This window comes from Palleniella intestinalis (assembly GCF_013166595.1).
Lineage (GTDB): Bacteria > Bacteroidota > Bacteroidia > Bacteroidales > Bacteroidaceae > Prevotella > Prevotella intestinalis.
Window position 1 is genome coordinate 84,996 of sequence record NZ_JABKKG010000008.1, and the last position, 22,504, is coordinate 107,499.

The 22,504-nt window shown below is 52.0% G+C and carries 15 protein-coding genes; 13 read left to right on the forward strand and 2 right to left on the reverse strand.

All coding sequences use genetic code 11. The features are described from left to right. Positions 1-318: 318 nt before the first annotated feature. On the reverse strand, positions 319-2,490 hold the full coding sequence (gene rnr / locus HPS57_RS11140; protein ID WP_172183101.1) for a ribonuclease R: 2,172 nt from the start codon (positions 2,488-2,490) through the stop codon (positions 319-321). 223 nt (positions 2,491-2,713) lie between these two features. Between rnr and HPS57_RS11145 the strand changes: the two genes are divergently transcribed. The 12 genes from HPS57_RS11145 (at position 2,714) to HPS57_RS11195 (ending at position 19,223) form a co-directional block, all read left to right on the forward strand. Beyond that, positions 2,714-3,700 carry a phosphatase PAP2 family protein gene (locus HPS57_RS11145; protein ID WP_172183102.1) on the forward strand — a complete coding sequence of 329 codons (987 nt, stop codon included), beginning with the start codon at positions 2,714-2,716 and terminating at the stop codon, positions 3,698-3,700. Further along, the gene (locus HPS57_RS11150) at positions 3,678-4,790 is read left to right on the forward strand and encodes a glycosyltransferase family 4 protein (protein ID WP_172183103.1); all 1,113 of its coding nucleotides are present in this window, start codon (positions 3,678-3,680) and stop codon (positions 4,788-4,790) included. The genes HPS57_RS11145 and HPS57_RS11150 overlap by 23 nt, the downstream gene beginning before the upstream one ends. A 27-nt stretch (positions 4,791-4,817) precedes the next feature. Next, positions 4,818-5,216: a GtrA family protein gene (locus HPS57_RS11155; protein WP_253946536.1), complete on the forward strand. Its 399-nt coding sequence runs from the start codon at positions 4,818-4,820 to the stop codon at positions 5,214-5,216. A 77-nt stretch (positions 5,217-5,293) separates the two neighbouring features. Further along, positions 5,294-6,286 (forward strand): glycosyltransferase family 2 protein, encoded by a 993-nt coding sequence (locus tag HPS57_RS11160; protein ID WP_172183104.1) that lies wholly within the window; start codon positions 5,294-5,296, stop codon positions 6,284-6,286. Beyond that, positions 6,286-7,584: a glycosyltransferase family 87 protein gene (locus HPS57_RS11165; RefSeq protein ID WP_172183105.1), complete on the forward strand. Its 1,299-nt coding sequence runs from the start codon at positions 6,286-6,288 to the stop codon at positions 7,582-7,584. The genes HPS57_RS11160 and HPS57_RS11165 overlap by 1 nt, the downstream gene beginning before the upstream one ends. A 4-nt stretch (positions 7,585-7,588) precedes the next feature. Continuing rightward, positions 7,589-8,371, forward strand: a complete 783-nt coding sequence (locus tag HPS57_RS11170; RefSeq protein ID WP_172183106.1) for a polysaccharide deacetylase family protein — start codon at positions 7,589-7,591, stop codon at positions 8,369-8,371. Positions 8,372-8,472: 101 nt separating this feature from the next. After that, on the forward strand, positions 8,473-10,302 hold the full coding sequence (locus HPS57_RS11175) for an ABC transporter ATP-binding protein (RefSeq protein WP_172183108.1): 1,830 nt from the start codon (positions 8,473-8,475) through the stop codon (positions 10,300-10,302). A gap of 89 nt (positions 10,303-10,391) precedes the next feature. Further along, positions 10,392-11,498, forward strand: a complete 1,107-nt coding sequence (locus tag HPS57_RS11180; protein WP_172183110.1) for a DegT/DnrJ/EryC1/StrS family aminotransferase — start codon at positions 10,392-10,394, stop codon at positions 11,496-11,498. A 252-nt stretch (positions 11,499-11,750) separates the two neighbouring features. Continuing rightward, positions 11,751-14,222, forward strand: coding sequence for an alpha-L-arabinofuranosidase family protein (locus tag HPS57_RS11185; protein WP_172183112.1), 2,472 nt, complete (start codon positions 11,751-11,753; stop codon positions 14,220-14,222). A 136-nt stretch (positions 14,223-14,358) separates the two neighbouring features. Next, the gene (locus HPS57_RS11190) at positions 14,359-16,650 is read left to right on the forward strand and encodes a beta-galactosidase (RefSeq protein WP_172183191.1); all 2,292 of its coding nucleotides are present in this window, start codon (positions 14,359-14,361) and stop codon (positions 16,648-16,650) included. A 187-nt stretch (positions 16,651-16,837) separates the two neighbouring features. Then, on the forward strand, positions 16,838-16,966 hold the full coding sequence (locus HPS57_RS14460) for a hypothetical protein (protein WP_256378291.1): 129 nt from the start codon (positions 16,838-16,840) through the stop codon (positions 16,964-16,966). Between the two features lie 274 nt (positions 16,967-17,240). Continuing rightward, complete coding sequence (locus HPS57_RS11195; protein WP_172183114.1) at positions 17,241-19,223, forward strand: alpha-L-arabinofuranosidase family protein; 1,983 nt, start codon at positions 17,241-17,243, stop codon at positions 19,221-19,223. Between the two features lie 267 nt (positions 19,224-19,490). Here the strand turns inward: HPS57_RS11195 and HPS57_RS11200 are convergent, their stop codons facing one another. After that, positions 19,491-20,618: an AAA family ATPase gene (locus tag HPS57_RS11200; RefSeq protein WP_172183116.1), complete on the reverse strand. Its 1,128-nt coding sequence runs from the start codon at positions 20,616-20,618 to the stop codon at positions 19,491-19,493. Between the two features lie 264 nt (positions 20,619-20,882). Between HPS57_RS11200 and HPS57_RS11205 the strand changes: the two genes are divergently transcribed. Next, positions 20,883-22,466, forward strand: coding sequence for a capsule assembly Wzi family protein (locus tag HPS57_RS11205; RefSeq protein WP_172183118.1), 1,584 nt, complete (start codon positions 20,883-20,885; stop codon positions 22,464-22,466). Positions 22,467-22,504: the final 38 nt, after the last annotated feature.

Consider the following 22,504-nt stretch of genomic DNA (forward strand, 5'->3'; position numbering starts at 1 on the left):
ACCTGTATGCAAAATAAAGCATTTTTTTCGAGATATGCAAGTGTTTGGCTAAAAAATAACTTCTCATGCGGATTCTTGAGGATTTCTGTTGGTGGTTTTCGTGCAATGTGTCTTCTTCATCCGTAAGGATACACATGAGGTTGTATGTGGCGAAAGGTAACGCTTGACCCTGTAAAAGGTAACGGTTGACATGACAAAAGGTTACCTTTCACAATGCGAAAGGTAACCTTTTGTTTCTTATTGTGTTTCAACGAATTACAAAGAAAAGTGACTTGCGGTTCACGGACTGCCGTGCCGGCATGCGCAAGGCATTGCCGTTCAGTCCTTTACAAGTACGAAGTCGAGCTGGCGCTTGTCGAGGTTGGCGCGTGCCACCTTTATGCGCACAGGGTCGCCGAGGGAGTAGGTGTGGTGGTGACGGCGGCCGACGAGGGCGAAATTCTTCTCGTCAAACTCATAGTAGTCCTCACCGAGGTCGCGCATGGGGACCATGCCCTCGCAGTGGTTCTCGTCAATCTCGCAGTAGATGCCGTAGGAAGCGACTCCCGAGATGTGGGCGTCGAACTCCTCACCGATGAACTTTGACATGAATTCCACCATCTTGTACTTTATGGAATCGCGCTCCGCCATGGCTGCCGTCATCTCCATCTCGCTGCTATGCTTGCACAATTCCTCGTACTTGTCCTTGCTTGCGTTCTTCGCACCCTGCTGGTAGCGTGTGAGAAGGCGGTGCACCATGGTGTCCGGATAGCGTCGGATGGGCGATGTGAAGTGCGTGTAGTAGTCGAAGGCAAGTCCGTAATGGCCGATGTTGTGGACAGAATATTTCGCCTTCATCATGGCACGCAGTGCGACCATCTCCACCACTTTCTGGTTCTTTTTGCCCTCACAGTCAGCGAGAAGCTGGTTCATGGCACGTGCCGAAGCCCCCTTGGTGCTGGTGGATTTCATCTTGTAGCCCAGTTTGGCGACGAAGCCTTTCAGCTCCGCAAGCTTCTGTGGGTCAGGCTCATCGTGGATGCGGTAAGGCAGAGTCTTGGCAGTCTGTCCGCGCTTCACCTTGCCTATGCTCTCCGCAACGGTGCGGTTGGCGAGGAGCATGAACTCCTCGACGAGTTTGTTCGCCTCCTTTGATTTCTTGAAATAGCAGCGCACAGGCACACCGTCCTTGTCGATGTCGAAGCGCATCTCCTCACGGTCGAACTTCACAGAGCCTTCCTCAAAGCGGCGGTCACGCAGCTGTCGGGCGAGGTTCCACATGATGTTTATCTCCTCCTGATAGTCCCCTTCCTTCTTCTCTATGCGCTCCTGCGCCTCCTCGTAGGTGAACCGGCGGTCGGACTTTATGACTGTGTGCACCAGTCTCCAGGTCTTTATCTTCGCTTCGCTGTCGAGGGTGAAGATTACGGAGTACGCCAGTTTCTCCTCATTGGGGCGGAGTGAGCAGATGAAGTTGCAGAGACGCTCCGGCAGCATAGGGATTGTGCGGTCGACAAGGTAGATGCTTGTCGCACGAGCCTGTGCCTCCTTGTCGATGACAGAGCCCTCCTTGACATAATGAGAGACATCGGCGATGTGCACACCCACCTCATACAATGCGCCCTTTCCGTCCTCCTCGCTGCCCTTTGTGAGCACTTTCAGTGACAATGCATCGTCAAAGTCCTTGGCGTCATGCGGGTCAATGGTACAGGTGAACGTATTGCGGAAATCCTCGCGTGCCGCATAATCCTCGGCGGTAATCTCCTCACTGATTTGGTTGGCAGCATCCTCCACCTCGCGAGGATACTCGTAAGGCAGGCCGTACTGTGCCAGGATGGCATGCATCTCAGTGTTGTTCTCGCCCTTTGTGCCAAGGTTTGCGATGACCTCGCCTATGATACGGCTACGCTCGTCGGTAGGCCATTCCACGACACGCACGATGACCACATCGTTCTCCTGTGCCTTGTGGAGCAGGCGTTTGGGCACAACGATGTCGCGAGAGAGGTTCTCCCCGTCAGGAGAAATGTATGCCACATCGTGCTCAATCTGCACTTTTCCAACGAACTGCGTCTTCTTTCGCTCCAGAATCTCCGTCACCACAGCCTCGCGGATATGCTTGTCGCGGCGCGCCATCATGGTCACCCGGACACGGTCGCCGTCAAGTGCGTACATCGAATTGCGCTCCGCCACGAACACAGGCTTCTGGTCTGTGCCGTCAGGCTGGAACGAGTTCTTGCCTGTACGCTTGCGTATGAACACGCCATCTATTGTCTGTCCCTGCCGGTTCAGACGGTAAGAGGAGTCTGTGACGCGTGTGAGGAAGTCGTCCCACGCCATCTCCTCCATGATGTCTATTGCCAGCATCTTCAATGGATGAGTATTGAGTTTCAGCCTTTTGAATATCTCCTTGAACGAGAAAGTCTTTCCCGGTTCTTGCCGGAAAAAGTCCATGAGCACCGGAGTCAGCTCTTTCTTTGTCATGCGTTTACCGCCTTTTTTACCCTTTCCCATAGTCTTTATGTTTTAAGTTTTTGCAAAGTAACGAAATATTTTGTACCTTTGCAAGCAAAATACATTAAATTTTCATAAATCAAACCCAAGGTTGTGGGTTGGAGGTTATGGGTTTCTGGTTGTAGGTCAATCGGACATTATTGACATTATTGTCGTTATTGACAATACTGACCAAAGTTTCCCCAAGCCCCAAGCCCAAAAACCGATAACCGAAAAGAACGCGATGAAAAAACTTTTCAGTACGTTGCTGGCAAAGGAGAAAAAGCCCGTCAAAGGCCTGATGGCATTCGAATGGGTTGTTTTGGCTTATCTCTTTGCCACGACAGTGATGCTGATATTCTGCTATACCCACCTCCTTCATCCCGGCGAAATGATCTTCGGGCGTGTGAAGACGCTCATCATCATGGCTCTGCTTTGGGGCGTCTACCGGCTTGTCCCCTGCCGCCTGACAGTGTTCTTGCGCGTTGTCGGGCAGATGGCGATGCTCCCTTGGTGGTACACAGACACTTACGAGCTTAACCGCATACTGCCGAACATGGACCATGTCTTTGCCACCATGGAGCAGAATCTGTTCGGCTGCCAGCCCTCCTTGGTGTTTTCTGAGGCAATGCCGTGGGGGATTTTCTCCGAACCGATATACCTTGGCTACTACTCTTATTTCTATCTTATCCTGGCGGTGGTGATGATGTACTTCATCTACCGTTACGAGGATTTTGTCAAGGCGGTGTCGGTTGTTCTCGGTTCGTTCTTCGCCTACTACATAATCTTTGACCTTGTGCCGGTCACAGGGCCACAGTACTATTTCAATGCCATAGGTTTGGAGAATGCGAAGCAAGGCGTATTTCCTGATGTCGGTGACTATTTCCTGCAGTCAAGGGACATGCTTCCCGCCACGGGGTGGGACGGTTTCTGCCGTTCTTTGGTAAGGAGCGGTGCCGTTCATGAGGGCGAGCGTGCCACGGCGGCTTTCCCTTCGAGCCACATAGGAATATCGACAGTCGTCGGATGCCTGCTGGCAAGACTCTGCAAGAAGCGCGGAAAGTGGCGTCCGATGTATGTCTTCCTGCCGTTCTTCGTCTTCCTCAGCATGGCGACGGTGTACATCCGCGCACATTATCTTGTCGATGCAATCGCAGGACTGTTCTCGGGACTGCTGCTTTATTATATGTTCTATCTGCTGTTCTTCCATGAAAATAGGGTTCGACGCTAAGCGTTATTATCACAACAATACCGGTCTGGGCAACTATTCGCGCACTTTGGTGGAAGGGTTGCAGAGGCTTTTCCCCGGGAATGACTACCTTCTCTATGATGAGGGGACGTTCCCGAGAGTGTTTTCCCTTGGCAAAAAAGCGGCAAAGGACGGCTGCGAACTGTTCCATGGGTTGTCAAATGAGCTGCCGATGGACATCCTCCGCGCAAAGAAATGTGGCGGAAGGGCAAAAGAAATTATGTCCGTGGTCACTATGCACGACATCGCTTGGCTCACGTTTCCTGACATGTACCATTGGGCAGACCGTCACATCTATGACTTCAAGTACGGGCGTTCATGCCGGAAAGCCGACCGTGTGGTGGCCATTTCGGAGTCCACAAAGCGTGACATCATGAGGTTCTACGGTGTCCCCGAAGAGCGTATAGAGGTCATTTACCAGCCTGTGCAGGATTATTACTATACTCCGATGGCGGAGGATGAGGCTGTCAGGTTAATAAAGGAGCATTTCGGCGACGCTCTTTCGTCAGGAACGGAAGGTGTGCGCCCATACGTTCTTTATGTCGGCTCCATCAATTCGCGCAAGAATCTGCTGGCACTGGTGCAGGCAATGGAGCTTATCCCTGCGGAGAACCGTCCTCTGCTCCTTGTCGTAGGCAACGGAAGGGAGTACAGGAAGAAGGTGGAGGAGTACATCGCCGGTCACCAACTGGAGAAATGGGTGACGATAGCGACGGGCATACACAACAACCGTCTCCTTCAGGCTCTTTACCGTCAGGCGGTGGTTTTCGCCTACCCTTCGTTCTATGAAGGCTTCGGTCTGCCTGTCGTTGAGGCTGCCTTGCAGCGCACTCCGGTGATAACGACCACGGTTTCCTCGCTCCCTGAGGCGGCAGGTCCTGACGCTTTCCTCGTCAATCCGCACGACAAGGACTGCCCGGAGATTATGGCGCACCACATCGACCGTCTGCTTTCGGACACAGACTTGCGTCAGTCGATGGGCAGAAAACTTGAGGATTATGCACGCAGGAGTTTCGATCCGGATGGTCTGACACGCCAAATGATGGCGATGTACGAGGGGCTTCTCAAGTAAACTCACCGCACTTAAAGCCGAAAAAACATGCAAAACAACAGCAAAAAAATGCCGCTCCAGGGTGGCGGAAAGAAGGGCGAGTTCATCCGTTTCTGCATAAACGGATGCCTTGCCGTGGCTATACAGTATGCGGTCTATTGGGTTCTTATCCGTTGGATGAATCCAAACCTGTCGTACACCATAAGCTACCTTGTCTCGTTCTGCTGCAACTTCGTCATAACAAGCTACTGGACGTTCCACAGCCGCCCGTCATGGAAGAGGCTGACAGGCTTCGGAGGGTCGCACATTGTGAACTTCTTCGTGCAGTTAGGTTTCCTGAACCTCTACCTTTGGGCAGGCATTCCGAAGGAGTATGCGGCACTGCTCGCCATGGGCTCTGCCGTCCCCGTGAACTTCATGATGCTGCATTTCGTGTATAAGAAGTAATCGGACAATATTGTCAGTACTGACATTATTGACAATACTGTCATTACTGTCTGAAAAAAAATAATCACAACCACCCAATGATAAAACTATCAATCGTCTCTCCATGCTACAACGAGGAAGCCGTACTCCGTGAGTCCTCACAGACACTCTCCGCACTCTTTGACCGCCTGATCGAGAAGGGAAAGATTGCAGAGGACAGCTTTATCCTCTACGTCAATGACGGTTCGAGGGACAGGACATGGCAGATAATCACCGAACTGCACAGGGAGAATGCCCGCATCTGCGGACTTGACCTCGCCCATAACGTGGGGCATCAGAACGCCATCATGGCAGGAATGATGACGGCACGCCACAGTTCCGATGCCGTGGTGACAATAGACGCTGACCTGCAGGACGACATCAACGCCATAGAAGAGATGATTGACCGACACAATGAGGGAGCGGACATCGTCTATGGCGTCAAGGTCAGCCGCGAAGCTGACTCATGGGCTAAGAGGACTTCGGCGCAGATGTTCTACAAACTCCTGGAGTCCATGGGCGTGAAGACTGTCTACAACCATGCCGATTTCCGCTTCATGTCCAAGCGCGCATTGGACGCTTTGGCGGAGTTTCCTGAACGAAACCTCTATCTCCGCGGCATGATTCCGCTGATAGGATTCAAGACTGCCACCGTCGATGATATCATTTCGGCGCGCCTTGCAGGAAGCTCGAAGTACACATTGAGGAAGATGCTTTCCCTCGCAACCAACGGAATAACATCGTTCTCGACACGCCCGATAGAGCTGATCATCACCATCGGCGTGGCAATGCTCATCATTGCCTTCTGCATGCTGTGCTATGTCATCGGTTCGCTTATCCTCGGCCACTATGCCAACGGCTGGGCTTCAATCATGTGCTCGATATGGTTCATCGGTGCGGCACTGACACTCTCCGTCGGAATCGTGGGCACATACATCGGCAAGATATACATAGAAGTGAAGCACCGCCCACTGTATATCGTCAAAGAAAAAATTGGGGGGGGTGGAAAACCGGAAAGTCACTCAAAAAGAAACAATGCAGAACAACCATAATGGATAAGGAAAGAATAAAAAGCATACTGTCCGACAGGCGCTTCATGCCGTGGCTCTGGGTGGCACTCGGTGTCATCTCTGCCCTGTGCAAGATGAAGGCGCACAACAATTTTGACATCTTCCGCTATGTCTTCTACAACACATGGCAGGGGACATCACTATACGCGCCGGCAACGGACGGCGGTTTCTGGGACACAAACCATTACGGCCCATTCTTCTCAATCATTATCGCACCGTTCGCTGTTGTGCCCGAATGGCTCGGTCTGGTGCTATGGTGCACATGCCTTGCTGTGTTCCTTTATTGGGCGGTAAGCAGATACTCCACGGTCTCCGTGGCAGGAAGCATCAAGCCAAAAGACAATAACCGCACAACAAAAGCCGTCAACGGTGTGATCCTTCCGTTCATAATCTGGTTCTGCGCCCATGAGCTTCTCACAGCGTTGTTCATGCAGCAGTTCAACATTGCCATAGCGGCAATAATCCTGCTGAGCTACTATTTCGTTGAGAAAGAGCGCGATGAGTATGCCACATTGTTCATAGTCATTGGCACACTCGTGAAGATTTACGGCATAGTGGGCATCGCTTTCTTCTTCTTTTCAAAGCACAAGACGCGCTACATCCTGTCGCTCTGTCTTTGGACCATTGTGCTTTTCTGCCTCCCCATGCTCATTTCCTCCCCAGAATACCAACTTGCCGAATACCGTGAATGGTTCGAATGCCTTGGCGGAAAGAACGGTGAGAATCTCCTGAGCCGTGCACAGAACATCTCCATCCTCGGACTTTTCCGCAAAATAGGCTACGCCTGCACCGTCGGACATACGGCTTTCCTCTCCATAACGGCAGGCGACAGCCCCGTGGATGCCGCCAACTGGTGGATGAGAAGCTATTCCGACCTGCCTGTGATTGTGGCAGGAATGGCGGCGATGGCTGCCGGATACTTCCGCATAGGACAATGGAAAAGTGCGGCTTTCCGTGAGACTGTCCTCGCCGGAGTGCTGATGTTCGTCTGCCTTTTCTCCACGGGAACGGAGTCAAGCGGTTACATCATCGCCATGACAGGCTGCGTCATCTGGTACTGCTGCGCACCGTGGAAACGCTCATCGGCGGACATCGCGCTGATGGTTCTTGTCTTCCTTATCACAAGCATGTCACCCTCCGACCTCTTCCCACGCACCATCAGGCAGGAATTCATACAGCCGTACGCCCTGAAAGCCCTACCTGTAGCCATGGTGTGGTTGAAACTCTGTTACGAACTTATCACAAAAGATTATACAAAAGCAACTCCCCAAACAACATAATACAATGATAATGCTGAGCTTTGACACCGAAGAATTTGATGTTCCGCGTGAACACGGTGTCGACTACGATACACTGAAAGAAGGCATGGAAGTGTCCCGCTACGGCACAAACCGTATCCTTGACTGCCTCAAGGAGTGCGGAGTGAAGGGCACATTCTTCTGCACAACGAATTTCGCAACGCATGCTCCGGAGGTCATGAAGCGCATCATGGACGAAGAGCATGAGGTGGCTGCGCACGGTTGTGATCATTGGAACCCGAAGCCGGAGGACGTCGCTAACTCCAAGAGAGTCCTTGAACAGCTGACCGGACGGCAGATAAAGGGCTACCGCCAGCCGCGAATGTTCAAGGTTGACCTTAAGGAACAGGCGCGTCAGGGCTATCTCTACAACGCCTCGCTCAACCCTGCTTTCATCCCCGGACGCTACATGCACCTCACCACTCTGAGGACATGGTTCATGCAGGAGGGCGTGATGCAGATACCGGCAAGTGTATCTCCATGGCTCCGGATACCGATGTTCTGGCTCTCGCTCCACAACTTTCCGCTTTGGCTCTACAAGGCTTTGTGCCACAGAATCATACGCCACGACGGATATTTCAACACGTATTTCCACCCATGGGAGTTCTATCCGCTCGGCGAACATCCCGAACTGCGCATGCCGTTCATCATCCGCAACAATGCCGGACAGGGCATGTACGACCGCCTGAAGGCTGTAATCCTTGACCTGAAGGCACGCGGAGAAGAGTTCGTGACATACTCCGAATTTGCGGAAAGGCATAGCAAATAAGGTCAGTATTGACACTTATGTCAGTACTGACAGTATTGACCGGACAATACTGACATAACTGACAATACTGTCAGAAAAACAAAATAACCACCACCCAGACAATGAAAGACTTCATAGTAATCCTGCGGCGTTTCGTGCCGCCCTACAAGAAATACCTTGTACTCACAATCCTTTTCAACATACTCTCGGCACTGCTCAACATCTTCTCCTTCGCTGCGCTCATCCCTATCCTGCAAATCCTTTTCAAGACAGAGGGCAGCAAGCGCGTGACGGAATACATCCCGATGACCTTCGACAACCTTAAGGAAGCGGTCACAAACAATGTCGACTACTATGTCACCATGCTCATCGACAATGTCGGACAGACCACCACACTACTCATCATCGGACTCTTCCTTGTCGTCACCACATTCCTGAAAACTGGCATGTACTTCCTCTCTTCGGCAGTTGTCATACCGATGCGAACGGGCATTGTGCGCGACCTCCGCAACGAGATATATAAAAAAGTGACATCACTCCCGATAGGATTCTTCACACAGGAGCGAAAGGGCGACATCATCGCACGCATCACAGGTGACGTCTCCACCGTCGAAAACTCTATCATGACCTCTTTGGACATGATGTTCAAGAACCCGATACTCATCATAACCTACTTTATAACCCTGCTTGTCATCTCGTGGCAGCTGACACTCTTCACACTCATCTTCGTCCCTGTCATGGGCTTTATCATGGGGCGCATAGGACGAAAGCTGAAAGCGGGCTCTCTTAAAGCCCAGAACCTGTGGAGCGACACTATGTCACAGGTGGAGGAAACCCTCGGCGGTCTGCGCATCATCAAGGCGTTCTGTGCTGAGGAAAAGATGAACAAACGCTTCAGTGATATCAACGACGAGCACCGCAACCAGGTCATCAAGGTGGGCGTAAGGCAGAGTCTTGCTCATCCTATGTCGGAATTCCTCGGCACAATGATGATTGTCATAGTCTTGTGGTTCGGTGGTATCCTCGTGCTTAACGAAATGGCGCTGACCGGACCGACATTCATCTACTACATGGTCATCCTCTATTCCATAATCAATCCTCTCAAAGAGTTCTCCAAGGCAGGCTACACAATCCCTGTGGGACTTGCCGGTGTGGAGCGCATCGACAAGATTCTCAAAGCCGAAAACAACATAACGGAGAAGGAAAGCCCTGTCCGTCCGACAACGTTCGAGCACGAGATAGAGTTCCGCAACGTAGGTTTCCGCTATGCCGAGAAATGGGTTCTGCGACACATCAACCTCACTGTGCGCAAGGGACAGACAGTGGCTCTTGTGGGACAGTCGGGAGGCGGCAAATCGACCCTTGTAGACCTTATCCCACGCTACTATGATGTGCAGGAAGGCGAGGTGCTCATCGACGGTGTGAACGTCAGGGACATGGGTGTCCATGACCTGCGGCAGCTCATCGGAAACGTCAATCAGGAGGCGATACTCTTCAACGATTCCTTCCGCAACAACATAACCTTCGGCGTGGATTCCGCCACACAGGAGGAAATCGACCGTGCCGCAAAAATCGCCAACGCCTATAATTTCATCATGGACAGCGAGGAGGGTTACGAGACATCCATCGGCGACCGTGGCAGCCGGCTGTCAGGAGGACAGCGGCAGCGCATATCCATCGCACGCGCCATACTCAAGAATCCGCCTATCCTTATCCTCGACGAGGCAACCTCTGCCCTCGACACTGAGTCGGAACGCCTTGTCCAAGAGGCTCTTACAAACCTCATGAAAACGCGCACCACCGTGGCTGTGGCGCACCGCCTCTCCACCATAAAGAACGCCGATGAGATATGTGTGCTTCATGAGGGCGAGATTGTCGAGCGAGGTACGCATAAGGAACTCATAGAGAAAGACGGATACTACAAGAAACTGAACGATATGCAGAAAGTGTAAAGGTGAGGTTTTTCTGACAACTCATCAACCCAATGTCTTGTCAATTTGCCGAAGACCCCACAACAAAACCTTATAACGCACAACTTCCAATGGACTACCTCTCACTGAAAGACATCACCGCAAGCCATGCCGAAGAGATACACGCCGCCATACGCCGCGTGACGGATTCGGGCTGGTACTTGCAGGGAAAGGAGAACGAAAGGTTTGAGAACGACTATGCGGAGTACATCGGCACACGCTTCTGCGTGGGCTGCGCAAGCGGTCTGGATGCTCTCATACTTATCCTTCGGGCATACATGGAACTCGGCATAATGGCTCCGGGCGACGAGGTCATTGTCCCTGCAAACACGTATATCGCGACAATCCTTGCCATAACCGAGAACCGTCTCACGCCTGTCCTTGTCGAACCTGACCCGAAAACGCTGGAAATCGATGACTCACTCATCGAAAGCCGCATCTCACCGCGCACGAAAGCCGTGATGACAGTCCACCTTTACGGCCGTCTTGCCTATTCGGAGCGCATGGCAGAGGTGTGCAGAAAGCATGGATTGAAGCTCCTTGAGGACAACGCTCAGGCACATGGCTGCCGCTTCAACAGTAGGCGGACAGGCTCGCTCGGTGACGCTGCCGCCCACAGTTTCTATCCGGGGAAGAACCTCGGAGCGCTTGGCGACGGCGGAGCGGTGACGACTGACGACAAGAAACTTGCCGAGACGGTGCGCACATTGGCAAACTACGGCTCGCAAAGGAAGTATGTATTCAAGTATTGTGGCAGGAACAGCCGTCTTGATGAGCTTCAGGCTGCCGTGCTGGGCGTCAAACTTGCGCATCTTGACAGTGACAACGAACGCCGCCGGAGGATAGCTCACCTATATAATAAAGGTATAAGCAATCCGCTCGTCTCACTGCCTGTGCTGCTTCCCGAAGAGCAGAACGTGTGGCACATCTTCCCCGTTCTCTCGCCGGAGCGTGACTGTCTGCGCGACCATCTTGCGGCGAGAGGCATACCGACGCTTATCCATTATCCCATACCTCCGCACCGTCAGGAATGCTATGCCAATCATCCTGCCATGGCAGACTTGTCGCTCCCTGTCACGGAACGCCTTGCCTGCGAGGAGCTTTCCCTGCCCATCAGCCCCTGCATGACAGCGGAAGAGGCAGCGGAAGTCATTGAGGCCGTAAACAGTTTCCGATGATTTGATTTTTGTATCCACAGGCATTAAGGTTCTTGAATTCCTTAATGCCTGTGGATATGCCGTTAATGCGATAGTGCACAAATATCAATGTCTGTACACAAAAATACATGATTAGCACACATTTTTGCATGCCGTTGCCTTCGGAAAGTACTAATTTTGTGCATCAAACCTTTTTCCTGCCGTTGCAGATGCAAGGGCAAGAGCCTTTTAACCAAGAAACTTAACATCATAACCAACCAATATCGTCCTGAAATGAAAAAGCTATTAGCCATGGCAATGTTGGCGACAGCGGCTGTCAACACTCACGCCATCGAGAACCAACCGGACTCTCTTTATCTGTTTTCCTACACCACCGATCATAACAAGAACCACGACGGACTGCATTTTGCGTGGAGCATAGACAACAAGTCGTGGCACAAGATAGGTGATTCTCACAACTTTGTGTCCAGTGACTATGGACCGTGGGGCAGCGGAAAAAGGATGATTGACCCTGTGCTTCTACGCCGTCCGGACGGCAAATGGGTGTGCACATGGCTTGTGAACGAGGACGGCAAAGTCATTGCAAACACCGAGACGGACGACCTTGTCCTATGGAAACCGCAGGATTATTATGCCGCCGGTGACAAGAAGAACGGCAACAGAAACATTGAACGGCAACAGGTTACGTTCCCTGACGGTGACCGTCTGAAGGGCATTGTGATAAAAGTTGAGCGCGCAGTGGTGAACAACCTTATCGCTGAATATGAGCGCAGCCAATACCGTAACGCACGCCAGTCGGAACTGATGCGTGACGACCCGATGAGGTTCAAAGGACTGAAGGACGTCACTTTCACCGTCACCGCCAACCCTAACGACAAGAAAGCAATCAGTCCGGAACTGTTCGGAATATTCTTCGAGGACATCAACTATGCTGCTGACGGCGGACTTTATGCGGAACTTCTGCAGAACCGTGACTTTGAATATACACCCCATGATGTCCGCGGACGCAACAAGGACTGGAACGCTACATACGCCTGGAGCATTGAAGGAGGGGGAATTGCGATGTCCATTGACACCGTTGCACCTCTGCATCCCAACAATTCGCACTATGCCTTGCTGGACATAAGCACCACTGGCGGTGCACTTGTCAATGCCGGTTGGGACGGTGTGGCGGTCAAAGCCGGAGAGAAATATGACTTTTCGATGTTCGCAAAGTCGGAAAAGGTGATGCCTTTCGAACTGAGGATTGTCGGCAAGGACGGCAATGTGATAGCACGCCGTAAGATAAACATTGGCGGCAAGGGCTGGAAACAGGCGAAAACTGTCGTCGTTCCTGATAAAACGGTCAGTGACGGACGACTTGAGCTCCGCCCGCTGGCGACAGGAAAGGTTGCTGTTGATTTCATTTCGCTCTTTCCGCAAAACACGTTCAAAGGGCGGAAGAACGGTATGCGCAAGGACCTTGCCGAGAAACTTGTGGACCTTCATCCACGGTTTGTGCGCTTCCCGGGCGGATGTCTCGCCCACGGCAACGGCCTGCACAACATCTATCGCTGGAAGAACACCATAGGAGAACTGTGGGAAAGAAAAGGAATGCGCAACATCTGGAACTACCACCAGACAATGGGACTCGGTTATTACGAGTACTTCCGCTTCTGCGAAGACATCGGTGCGACGCCGCTTCCGGTGATTGCCGCAGGTGTGCCGTGCCAGAACTCTTCCGACGGAGGTGACGGTCAGCAGGGCGGTCTGCCTATGGAGGAGATGGAACAATACATCCAGGACATCCTCGACCTTGTCGAATGGGCACGTGGCGACAAGTCCACGAAATGGGGAAGCCTCAGGGCGAAGGCGGGACATCCTGCGCCTTTCGACCTTAAATATATAGGTATAGGCAACGAAGACCTTATCTCCGATGTCTTCACCGTGCGCTACAAGATGATTTGCGAGGCAGTAAAGGCGAAGTATCCCGACATCCAAATTGTCGGAACGGCAGGACCTTTCAACCGAGGTTCTGACTATGAGTATGGCTGGAAACTGGCAAACGAGATGAATCTCGACATCATCGACGAGCATTACTATGTCCCTTCGGGCTGGATGATTTACAATCAGGACTTCTATGATTCCTACGACCGCAACAAGACCAAGGTCTATCTCGGCGAGTATGCCTCACATACGCCGGGCAAGAAGCACAACATGGAGTCCGCCTTGACCACTGCCCTCTATCTCGCCTCTGTCGAAAGGAATGCCGATGTGGTGCGCCTGTCAAGCTATGCGCCATTGCTCTCACGCCGCGGACATCAGCAGTGGTCGCATAATCTCATCTATTTTGACAACGCATCCATACGCCTTACCACCGACTACCATGTGCAGAAACTCTACGGACGGAATGCCGGTGACGAGTATATCCCTTGCTATGCCAAGGCCGACAATAACCAGGAGAATGTTCGTCTGCGCATAGGACACAGCATTGTGCGTGACTCCAAGACGGGTGACATTATCATAAAACTGATGAATCTCCTGCCTGTTAAGGTAAATACAAAGCTGAATCTTGAGGGAATTCTTGGCACAACAGTCCGTGCGACGGCAGAGACAATGGCGGGAAAACCAGCCGATGAGGCTGTCGCACCTGTCAAGACGGAACTCGAAATAAGTCCGATGACCGACTACGAGATGAGCCCTTACTCATTCACTGTCATACGTCTGAATCCTGAAGGGACACGTTTGAACTCTAAAAAGAAGTAAAAACAGCGCGTTTCCGGCGGCATGCCGCTGTCCGGTAGCAAGCGAATTTTCCATAACAAGAAACACCAACCACACTGTGAAAACAATAAAAACATTGAAACATCTGACCTTACTTGCACTGCTCTCTCTCATCCCCATGCAGGGAAAAGCCGTCAATCCGGAGGCAGACAAAGCAGGGACATTCACGACAGGCAAGAAGACTTTCCTGCTGAACGACCGGCCTTTCCTCGTGAAAGCTGCCGAACTCCATTATCCACGCATACCACGCGACTACTGGGAGCACCGCATCAAGATGTGCAAAGCGTTGGGAATGAACACCGTCTGCATGTATGTCTTTTGGAACATCCATGAGCAGAAGGAGGGCAAATTTGACTTTTCAGGCAACAATGACATAGCGGAGTTCTGCCGATTGTGCAAGAAAAACGACATGTATGTCATCGTCCGACCCGGCCCATACGTATGTGCGGAGTGGGAAATGGGCGGTCTGCCGTGGTGGCTTCTTAAGAAGAAAGACATCCGGCTGCGTGAGCAAGACCCGTACTTCATGGAGCGCGTGCGCTTGTTCATGGGCGAAGTGGGCAAGCAACTCTCACCGCTCACAATCGAGAAAGGCGGCCCTATCATCATGGTGCAGGTGGAAAACGAATACGGCTCCTACGGTGAGGACAAGCAATATGTCGGGGAAATCCGCGACATAGTCCGTGCTTCGGGCTTTGACAAGGTGCAGCTGTTCCAATGCGACTGGGCGAGCAACTTCACAAAGAACGGACTTGACGACCTCACATGGACAATGAACTTCGGCACAGGTGCCAACATCGACGCGCAGTTCAAGCGGCTTGGCGAACTGCGTCCTGACGCTCCGCAGATGTGTTCGGAGTTCTGGAGCGGATGGTTTGACAAGTGGGGCGCGAAGCATGAGACACGTCCGGCAAAGAAAATGGTGGACAATATGGAGGAGATGATTACGAAAGGCATCTCATTCTCCCTCTACATGACCCACGGAGGCACATCCTTCGGTCACTGGGCAGGAGCAAACTCGCCGGGATTCGCGCCGGATGTGACATCCTACGACTACGATGCGCCAATCAACGAGTATGGCAAAGCCACACCGAAATACTACGAACTGCGCGAGATGATGCAGAGACATTCCAAGGAAAAGCTGCCGAAAGTGCCGGGACTGCCTGCGAAAATCATCACCGTCCCTCAGTTCTCGCTGGACGAATATGCGCCCTTGTCCTACGGAATCAGCAACACTCTCACCGCCCGCACTCCTCTTACATTCGAGGAAATGGACATGGGGTGGGGCACAGCCATGTACTCCACGGAGCTGCCTGAACTCGAAGGAGAGAGTCTGCTCACACTGAACGAGGGGCACGACTACAGCCAGGTGTTCATCGATGGCAAACTGATAGGCTCCATCGACCGTGTAAGGAAGGAGAAATCCCTCGCCCTCCCTGCCGTCAAGAAAGGCAGCCGCCTGACAATAGTGGTGGAAGCCATGGGACGAATCAACTTCGGTCGCGCGATAAAGGATTTCAAAGGCATCACCAACGGAGTGACAATCAAGACCTCATCCGACGGACATGAGCTGACATGGGACTTGAAAAACTGGCAGATGGACATCATTCCTGACGACTATGCGACAGCCTTGCAGGCGTTTGGCATGAAGGCTAAGACAGCGTCCCCTATCGAAGGAGCGTCAGGATATTACCGCGGATGGTTTAATCTGTCACGCACCGGCGACACATTCCTCAATGTCGAGAACCTCGGCAAGGGACAAGTCTATGTCAACGGCCACGCTCTCGGCCGCTTCTGGCATATAGGCCCTCAGCAGACGCTCTACGTTCCGGGCTGCTGGCTTAGGAAAGGGCGCAACGAAGTGATAGTGCTTGATGTCGCAGGCCCTAAGAAACCTGTCGTGTGGTGTCAGGATTCGCCGGAGCTTGACAAGTTGCAGACAGAGAAGCCGCGCAGGAACGACAACCCTGAAAACCGCCCTGACCTCGCTTCCTCCACACCAATCGCCGCATCATCCTTCACCTCCGGCAACGGCTGGCAGACCGTCCGCTTCGCTAAGCCAGCCGAGGGACGCCACATAGCCATAGAGTGCCTCACTACGCATGACGGCACCGGCAATGTGCAGATAGCGGAGCTTTACCTCCTTGACACTGCCGGCAGGCGCATCAGCCGTGAGCCATGGACGGTGAAATACGCTGACAGTGAGGACATAAACAGGAACATGACGGGCGAGAAGGCCTTTGACCTTCAGGAGTCTACCTACTGGAGCACGGCGAAAAACGCCAAAGCTCCTCATCTGCTTGTCATCGACTTGGGCACACGACAGACTGTCTCCGCCCTCGAATATCTGCCTCGCGCCGAAACAGGTGCTCCCGGAAGCGTGAAGGATTACAGGATATTTGTCTACTAAAAGCACTGATTTTAGGATACAGAGACCATTGCGACGGTATTGGCGCTCACGACAGTAGTCTATTAAAGTCGCTGATTTTGGAATGCAGCAGGTGTGGCGGAGCCACATTCCTCATGGTAACCCCTGACTTCAGTCATGGGGTCTTGAAAGTCCATTAGTAACTTGTGTGGCAGCGCCACACTCCTTTATGTTGGATAAAGAGTGGTACGATGCTGTCATGGTGACCAAGATTGACAGGTGGAGGGGTATAGGAGGCATAAAGGAGTGTGGTTCCACCACACAGCATTATGAGCATTCACACTATCCCCATGACTGAAGTCAGGGGTTACCATGAGGACTGTGGCTCCGCCACACTTTCAGAGTTATTATTGGTTACAGCCAAGATAGAGATGTTGCCGAGGTGCAGCTTAAATTATGGAATGAAACTTGTTCCTGATTGCCGAGGTGCAGCTTATCTGATGCAAAGGTACAACATTTCCCAAGTGATTCCAAATATCATTGGGGTATAAATGGGGGTATGCCGTGCGAAACATAACGATTTCACAAGACACAAAACATATTTACATACACTAAAACGATTATTCATACTTATGAAAAAACAACTGCTTACAACCCTCGCCATGTGCGCCCTTGCAGCGACTGCCATGGCAGAGGACGCTCCGGCAAGGTGGACACTCAACGCCGCAAAGCCGGAGAAGGGAATCACCGTACAGCCTACGATGTACGGCATATTCTTCGAAGACATCAATTTCGGCGCGGACGGCGGACTCTATGCCGAGATGGTGGAAAACCGCTCGTTTGAGTTCCCGCAGGCACTCATGGGCTGGAACACCTTCGGCAATGTCACTGTCAACACCGCAAACCCTGCTTTCAAGAACAATCCGCACTATGTCACACTGAAAGACCCGGGACATCGCGACAAGCGCACAGGTCTTGAGAACCACGGATTCTTCGGAATGGGCGTGAAGAAGGGCATGGTCTACAATTTCTCCGTTGAGGCGCGACTTGCCGACAAAGGCGCGAAAGCCGGCAAGATAAGGGTGGAACTTATCAACAAGGATAACGACATCGTTGCCAAAAGCCGTCTCGACATCATTTCCACCGAATGGAAGAAGCATACTGTCACCATCACTTCGCCCATAACGGCAAAGGACGCCTTCATGCGCGTCTACCTTGAATCAAAGGACGGTGTGGATCTTGATCACATCAGTCTCTTCCCTTCCGACGCATGGAAAGGGGCTATCCGCACCGACATGCTTCAGGCTCTGAAGGACCTGCAGCCGGGAGTGTTCCGCTTCCCGGGCGGATGTATCGTGGAGGGCACTGACCTTGCCTCACGCTATCAGTGGAAAAACACCGTGGGAAAGGTGGAGGAACGTCCGCTGAACGAGAACCGTTGGAACTACACATTCCCTCACCGCCTCTACCCGAACTATTATCAGACGGGCGGACTGGGCTTCTACGAGTACTTCCTCATCTCTGAACACATCGGCGCGACACCATTGCCTATCCTTAACGTGGGCATGGCGTGCCAGTATCAGAACAAGGGAAACGAAGCCAAAGCCAATGTGCCTTTGGAAGAGCTTGACCCATACATCCAGGATGCTCTTGACCTTATCGAGTTCGCAAACGGCACGACAGACACAAAATGGGGCAGGCTTCGCGCGGAAATGGGTCATCCCGAACCGTTCAACCTGCAGTTCATCGGCATCGGAAACGAGCAGTGGGACGAGGCGTACCCTCAGCGTCTTGAGCCGTTCATCAAGGCTATAAAGGCAAAATATCCTAAGATGAACATCATCGGTTCCTCCGGTCCTGACCCAAGCGGTGAGCGATTCGACTACGGCTGGAAGCGTATGCGCGACCTTAACGTGGAACTTGTCGACGAGCACTACTACCGTGACGAGAACTGGTTCCGTGACAACATCAAGCGCTATGACAAATATCCGCGCAAAGGGCCTAAGGTTTTCGCCGGCGAATATGCCTGCCACACAAAGAAAGCCGAGGGCAAAGAGCCTACACGACAGAACAATTTCCTCTCCGCACTCCATGAGGCGGCGTTCATGACCGGCATGGAGCGCAACGCCGATGTCGTCCACATGACAGCCTATGCGCCACTCTTCGCGCATGTCGACGGCTGGCAGTGGCGTCCCGACCTTATCTGGGTGGACAATCTGGAGACTGTCCTCACACCTAATTATTATGTGCAGCAGCTCTATTCCACCAACCCGGGAACAAACGTCCTCCCGCTGACTGCCGGCAAGCAGCCTGTCGCCGGCGAGGACGGACTCTATGCTTCCGCCACTTATGACAAGCGCACAAAGGAGTATATCCTGAAAATCGCCAATCTCAACGATGCCGCGCGTGAGGTCGCAATAGAGGTGAAAGGCCTGAAGAACATCGGTGCGCAGACTGTCACAACTCTCCGTTCCGACAATCCAAAGGCAATAAACACCATCGCCAAGAAGGATGTCGTGAAGCCTGTGACCACAACCCTTGCCGCACAAAACGGCAACATCCTGAAGCTCTCCGTACCTGCACAGTCATTCGCTGTGTACAAGTTCGGGAGATAAGATGTAACAGATTGTAAATCAATGTTATAAAAATAGTAAAACAAAAGATAACCTTTCGCACTGTGAAAGGTTACCTTTTACCATGTCAACCGTTACCTTTCGCATGGTAAAGTGTTACCTTTTGAAACTGTTAGTGTACGCTAAAAAACAATGACAAGCAGTGAAGCTCTTGCATATTAACGTGAGTTCGACGAATTTTATAGCATTTTACTTTTTACCGGATACAGCAAATTCGTCGAACTCACGTTATATTTTACAGGACATCTGCTAAATACTTTGTTTCCTCAGCCATATTCCCATGAAGCGGTCATAGACTTGGTAGCTGTTGCCATTGTCTGTGACAAACTCATTCTTCAGCAGGTTGTCCAGTGCGCGGTTGATGCTGCTCGGTGCGCCTAACGAATGGCGTTGCATGAAATCCTTTCCATTGATGCCCTCCACAGTGCCTTCCTTGGCAATGGCTGTCAGCAGCTTCCGCCGGTTGAGGGTCAGCATTGAGAACTGTTGTTGGAAATTAAATTCCTCCTCGCTGATTATTATCCTTACGCATTCGTTGATGTCCTGCTCACTGACATTGCCTTCGCCAATCTCGAACACCTTGTTCAACAGACGCTGTATGTACCACGTGTGCCCGAACAATGCTGTGTACAGATAATGGAAAGTCCCTTCATCCATCGTTATGCCCCTTTTGGCAAGGTGGCATGCGGCAAACCTGTGGTATTTCCTTTCGTCAATGCTTCCGATGTGCATCTTCTGCGTGCTTTGGTAGAAAGGGCGTTTCGGCGACATGAACATGTCAAGCATTATATGGTGTTTGCTGCCTGAAAATATGAAACTTACGTTCGGAAGGAACTGGATGTATGAGCGAATCAGGGCCTCAGTTCCCTTCTCCGGATATTCCGTTATCTGCTGGAACTCGTCGATGGCGACGACACATTCCTTGCCACTCTGCTTCATATACTCGAAAATCTCTCCCAATGTCTGCTCCGCATTGTCAGGCACAAAGTCGAGAGTCACCGACGGCGCGCCCGTCATGCTGTAGACGGAGACAACAGGGCGGCAGCTTTTGAAGAACGATGTCAGTCTGCCGAGCATCGTTTCGCTGAAGGAATCCAGCTGTCCGATGACGGTTTTGGCAAACAGCAGTGTGAACTCTCTCAGCGAATTGGTGTGGAAAATGTCAAGATAGAAGCATTTCACTTCCGGCATCTCCCTGCCTATGCGGTGGAAAGCGTTATGTATGAGCCCCGTCTTGCCCATGCGCCGGCTGCTCACCAGTGTGATGTTCCTGCCGTTTTCCAGTGCGGAAATGAGGGTTGCGGTTTCTTCTTCGCGGTCGCAGAAGAACTCCGGACTGATGTATCCGTAGGTCAGGAAAGGATTCTTTGTCTTCATTGTAACAGTCTTTGGGTTAGGGTTTTATGCTTATTACGCAAATTGCGTAACGCAAATTGCGCCACAAAGATAAGCATTTAATTTTGAAAAACAAAGAAATCCGCAGCATTTTGCTTGCGAGAAGGTGGAAATCAATGAAACGGACAGTCAGGAAAAGAAACTTTCCAATTTATTGCATCAATTATAAAATAAATAAGGTTGTTTTGCGTTAAAAACTAAAGGACTATGATTCTGCGGGCTTCTCCGCAATGAAGATTTATGAGAATGACAAAGAGAATATATACATTGGTGGTGGCGTTTTTGGGCTGCCTGTCCGTCTTCGGGCAGGCAGAGGGCAATGCAGATGCAAAGCGCGACATCTTTTCCGACATAGGTGCGTATGCCGAGACACAGGTGACGGTGGGCAAGGGACTTAACCCTTTGTGGCTCAACGCCAACAAATACGGCCTTTCTTCACTCGATTCGGACAACGGATACTTGCGTGTGGCGGTGGAGCGCGATGTCGCTGCCGACAGCACACGACGGTGGGGAGTGGGCTACGGGCTGGACATCGCCACGGCATATAACACGACCTCTTCGTTCATTGTGCAGCAGGCGTATTTTGAAGGGCGTTACAAGCTCGGTTCGCTGACCATCGGAAGCAAGCAGCAACCCATGGAACTGCGTGACAATGAGCTGGCAAGCGGTGCCCAGACCCTCGGCATCAATGCGCGTCCTGTGCCTCAGGTGCGTCTCGGGCTTAACGATTATTGGACGATTCCGATACTCGGCAGGTGGTTCGCCTTCAAGGGACATCTCGCCTTCGGCATGATGACCGACGGTAACTGGCAGGAATCGTTTGCCAAAGGGACACCAAACAAATGGAACAAGAACACGCGCTATCATCAGAAAGCCGGCTATCTGCGCATCGGAAAGGACGATGAGGCGCATCATCTGACACTCACTCTCGGGCTGGAGATGGCATCGCAGTTCGGCGGTACTGTCTACAACTGGGCAGGAACGGATGAGAACGAGAACCATGAGGAGGCGGTAAAGCTGAAGAGCAACCTTAAAAGCTACTGGAATGCCTTTGTAGGCAGTGCGACAGCCGATGCCGGTGAAGGGATTTATGAGAACGCCGAAGGCAACATCCTCGGTTCGTGGGTGGCACGGTTGCAGTGGAATGACGACCGCATAACGGCAGGACTGTACATGGACCATTACTTTGAGGACCATTCGGGAATGTTCTTCCTCGATTATGACGGCTACGGTTCGGGAGAGAATTGGAATGTGAAGGAGCGCAGCAGATACTTCGTTTATTCATTGAAAGACTTCAATCTCGGCTTTGACTTGCAGTTGAAGAAGGTGAAAATCGTCAACAAATTCGTGCTGGAGTACATGAACACCACGTATCAGTCCGGTCCTATCTACCATGACCGCACGGAGAACATCAGCGACCATGTTGCCGGACGGGACGACTACTACAACCACTATTGCCTTTCCGGGTGGCAGCATTGGGGGCAGGTAATGGGCAATCCTCTGTACCTCTCCCCTCTTTACAACGATGACGGGTACATAGGGACGCACTGCAACCGCTTCCGCGCCGTGCATTTCGGTGTCGCCGGCGACCCTCTGCAAGGGTTGCATTACCGCCTGAAGGCAAGCTGGCAGAAGGGGTGGGGCAGATATGCAGACCCGTATATGTTGCCGAAGGAGAACACGAGCCTGCTTCTCGAGGCCTCCTACCGCACTCCGAAAGAGTCCTCTTGCCTGCGCCCTGTGACCTTTACCCTCGGACTTGGCGCGGACTTCGGTGAGCTTCGCGGGGACAACAAGGCAGTGCAAATGACAGTGAAGTATGAACTTTAGTTTTTCATAAACTTGGCAAATTGGCAATTTGTCAAGTT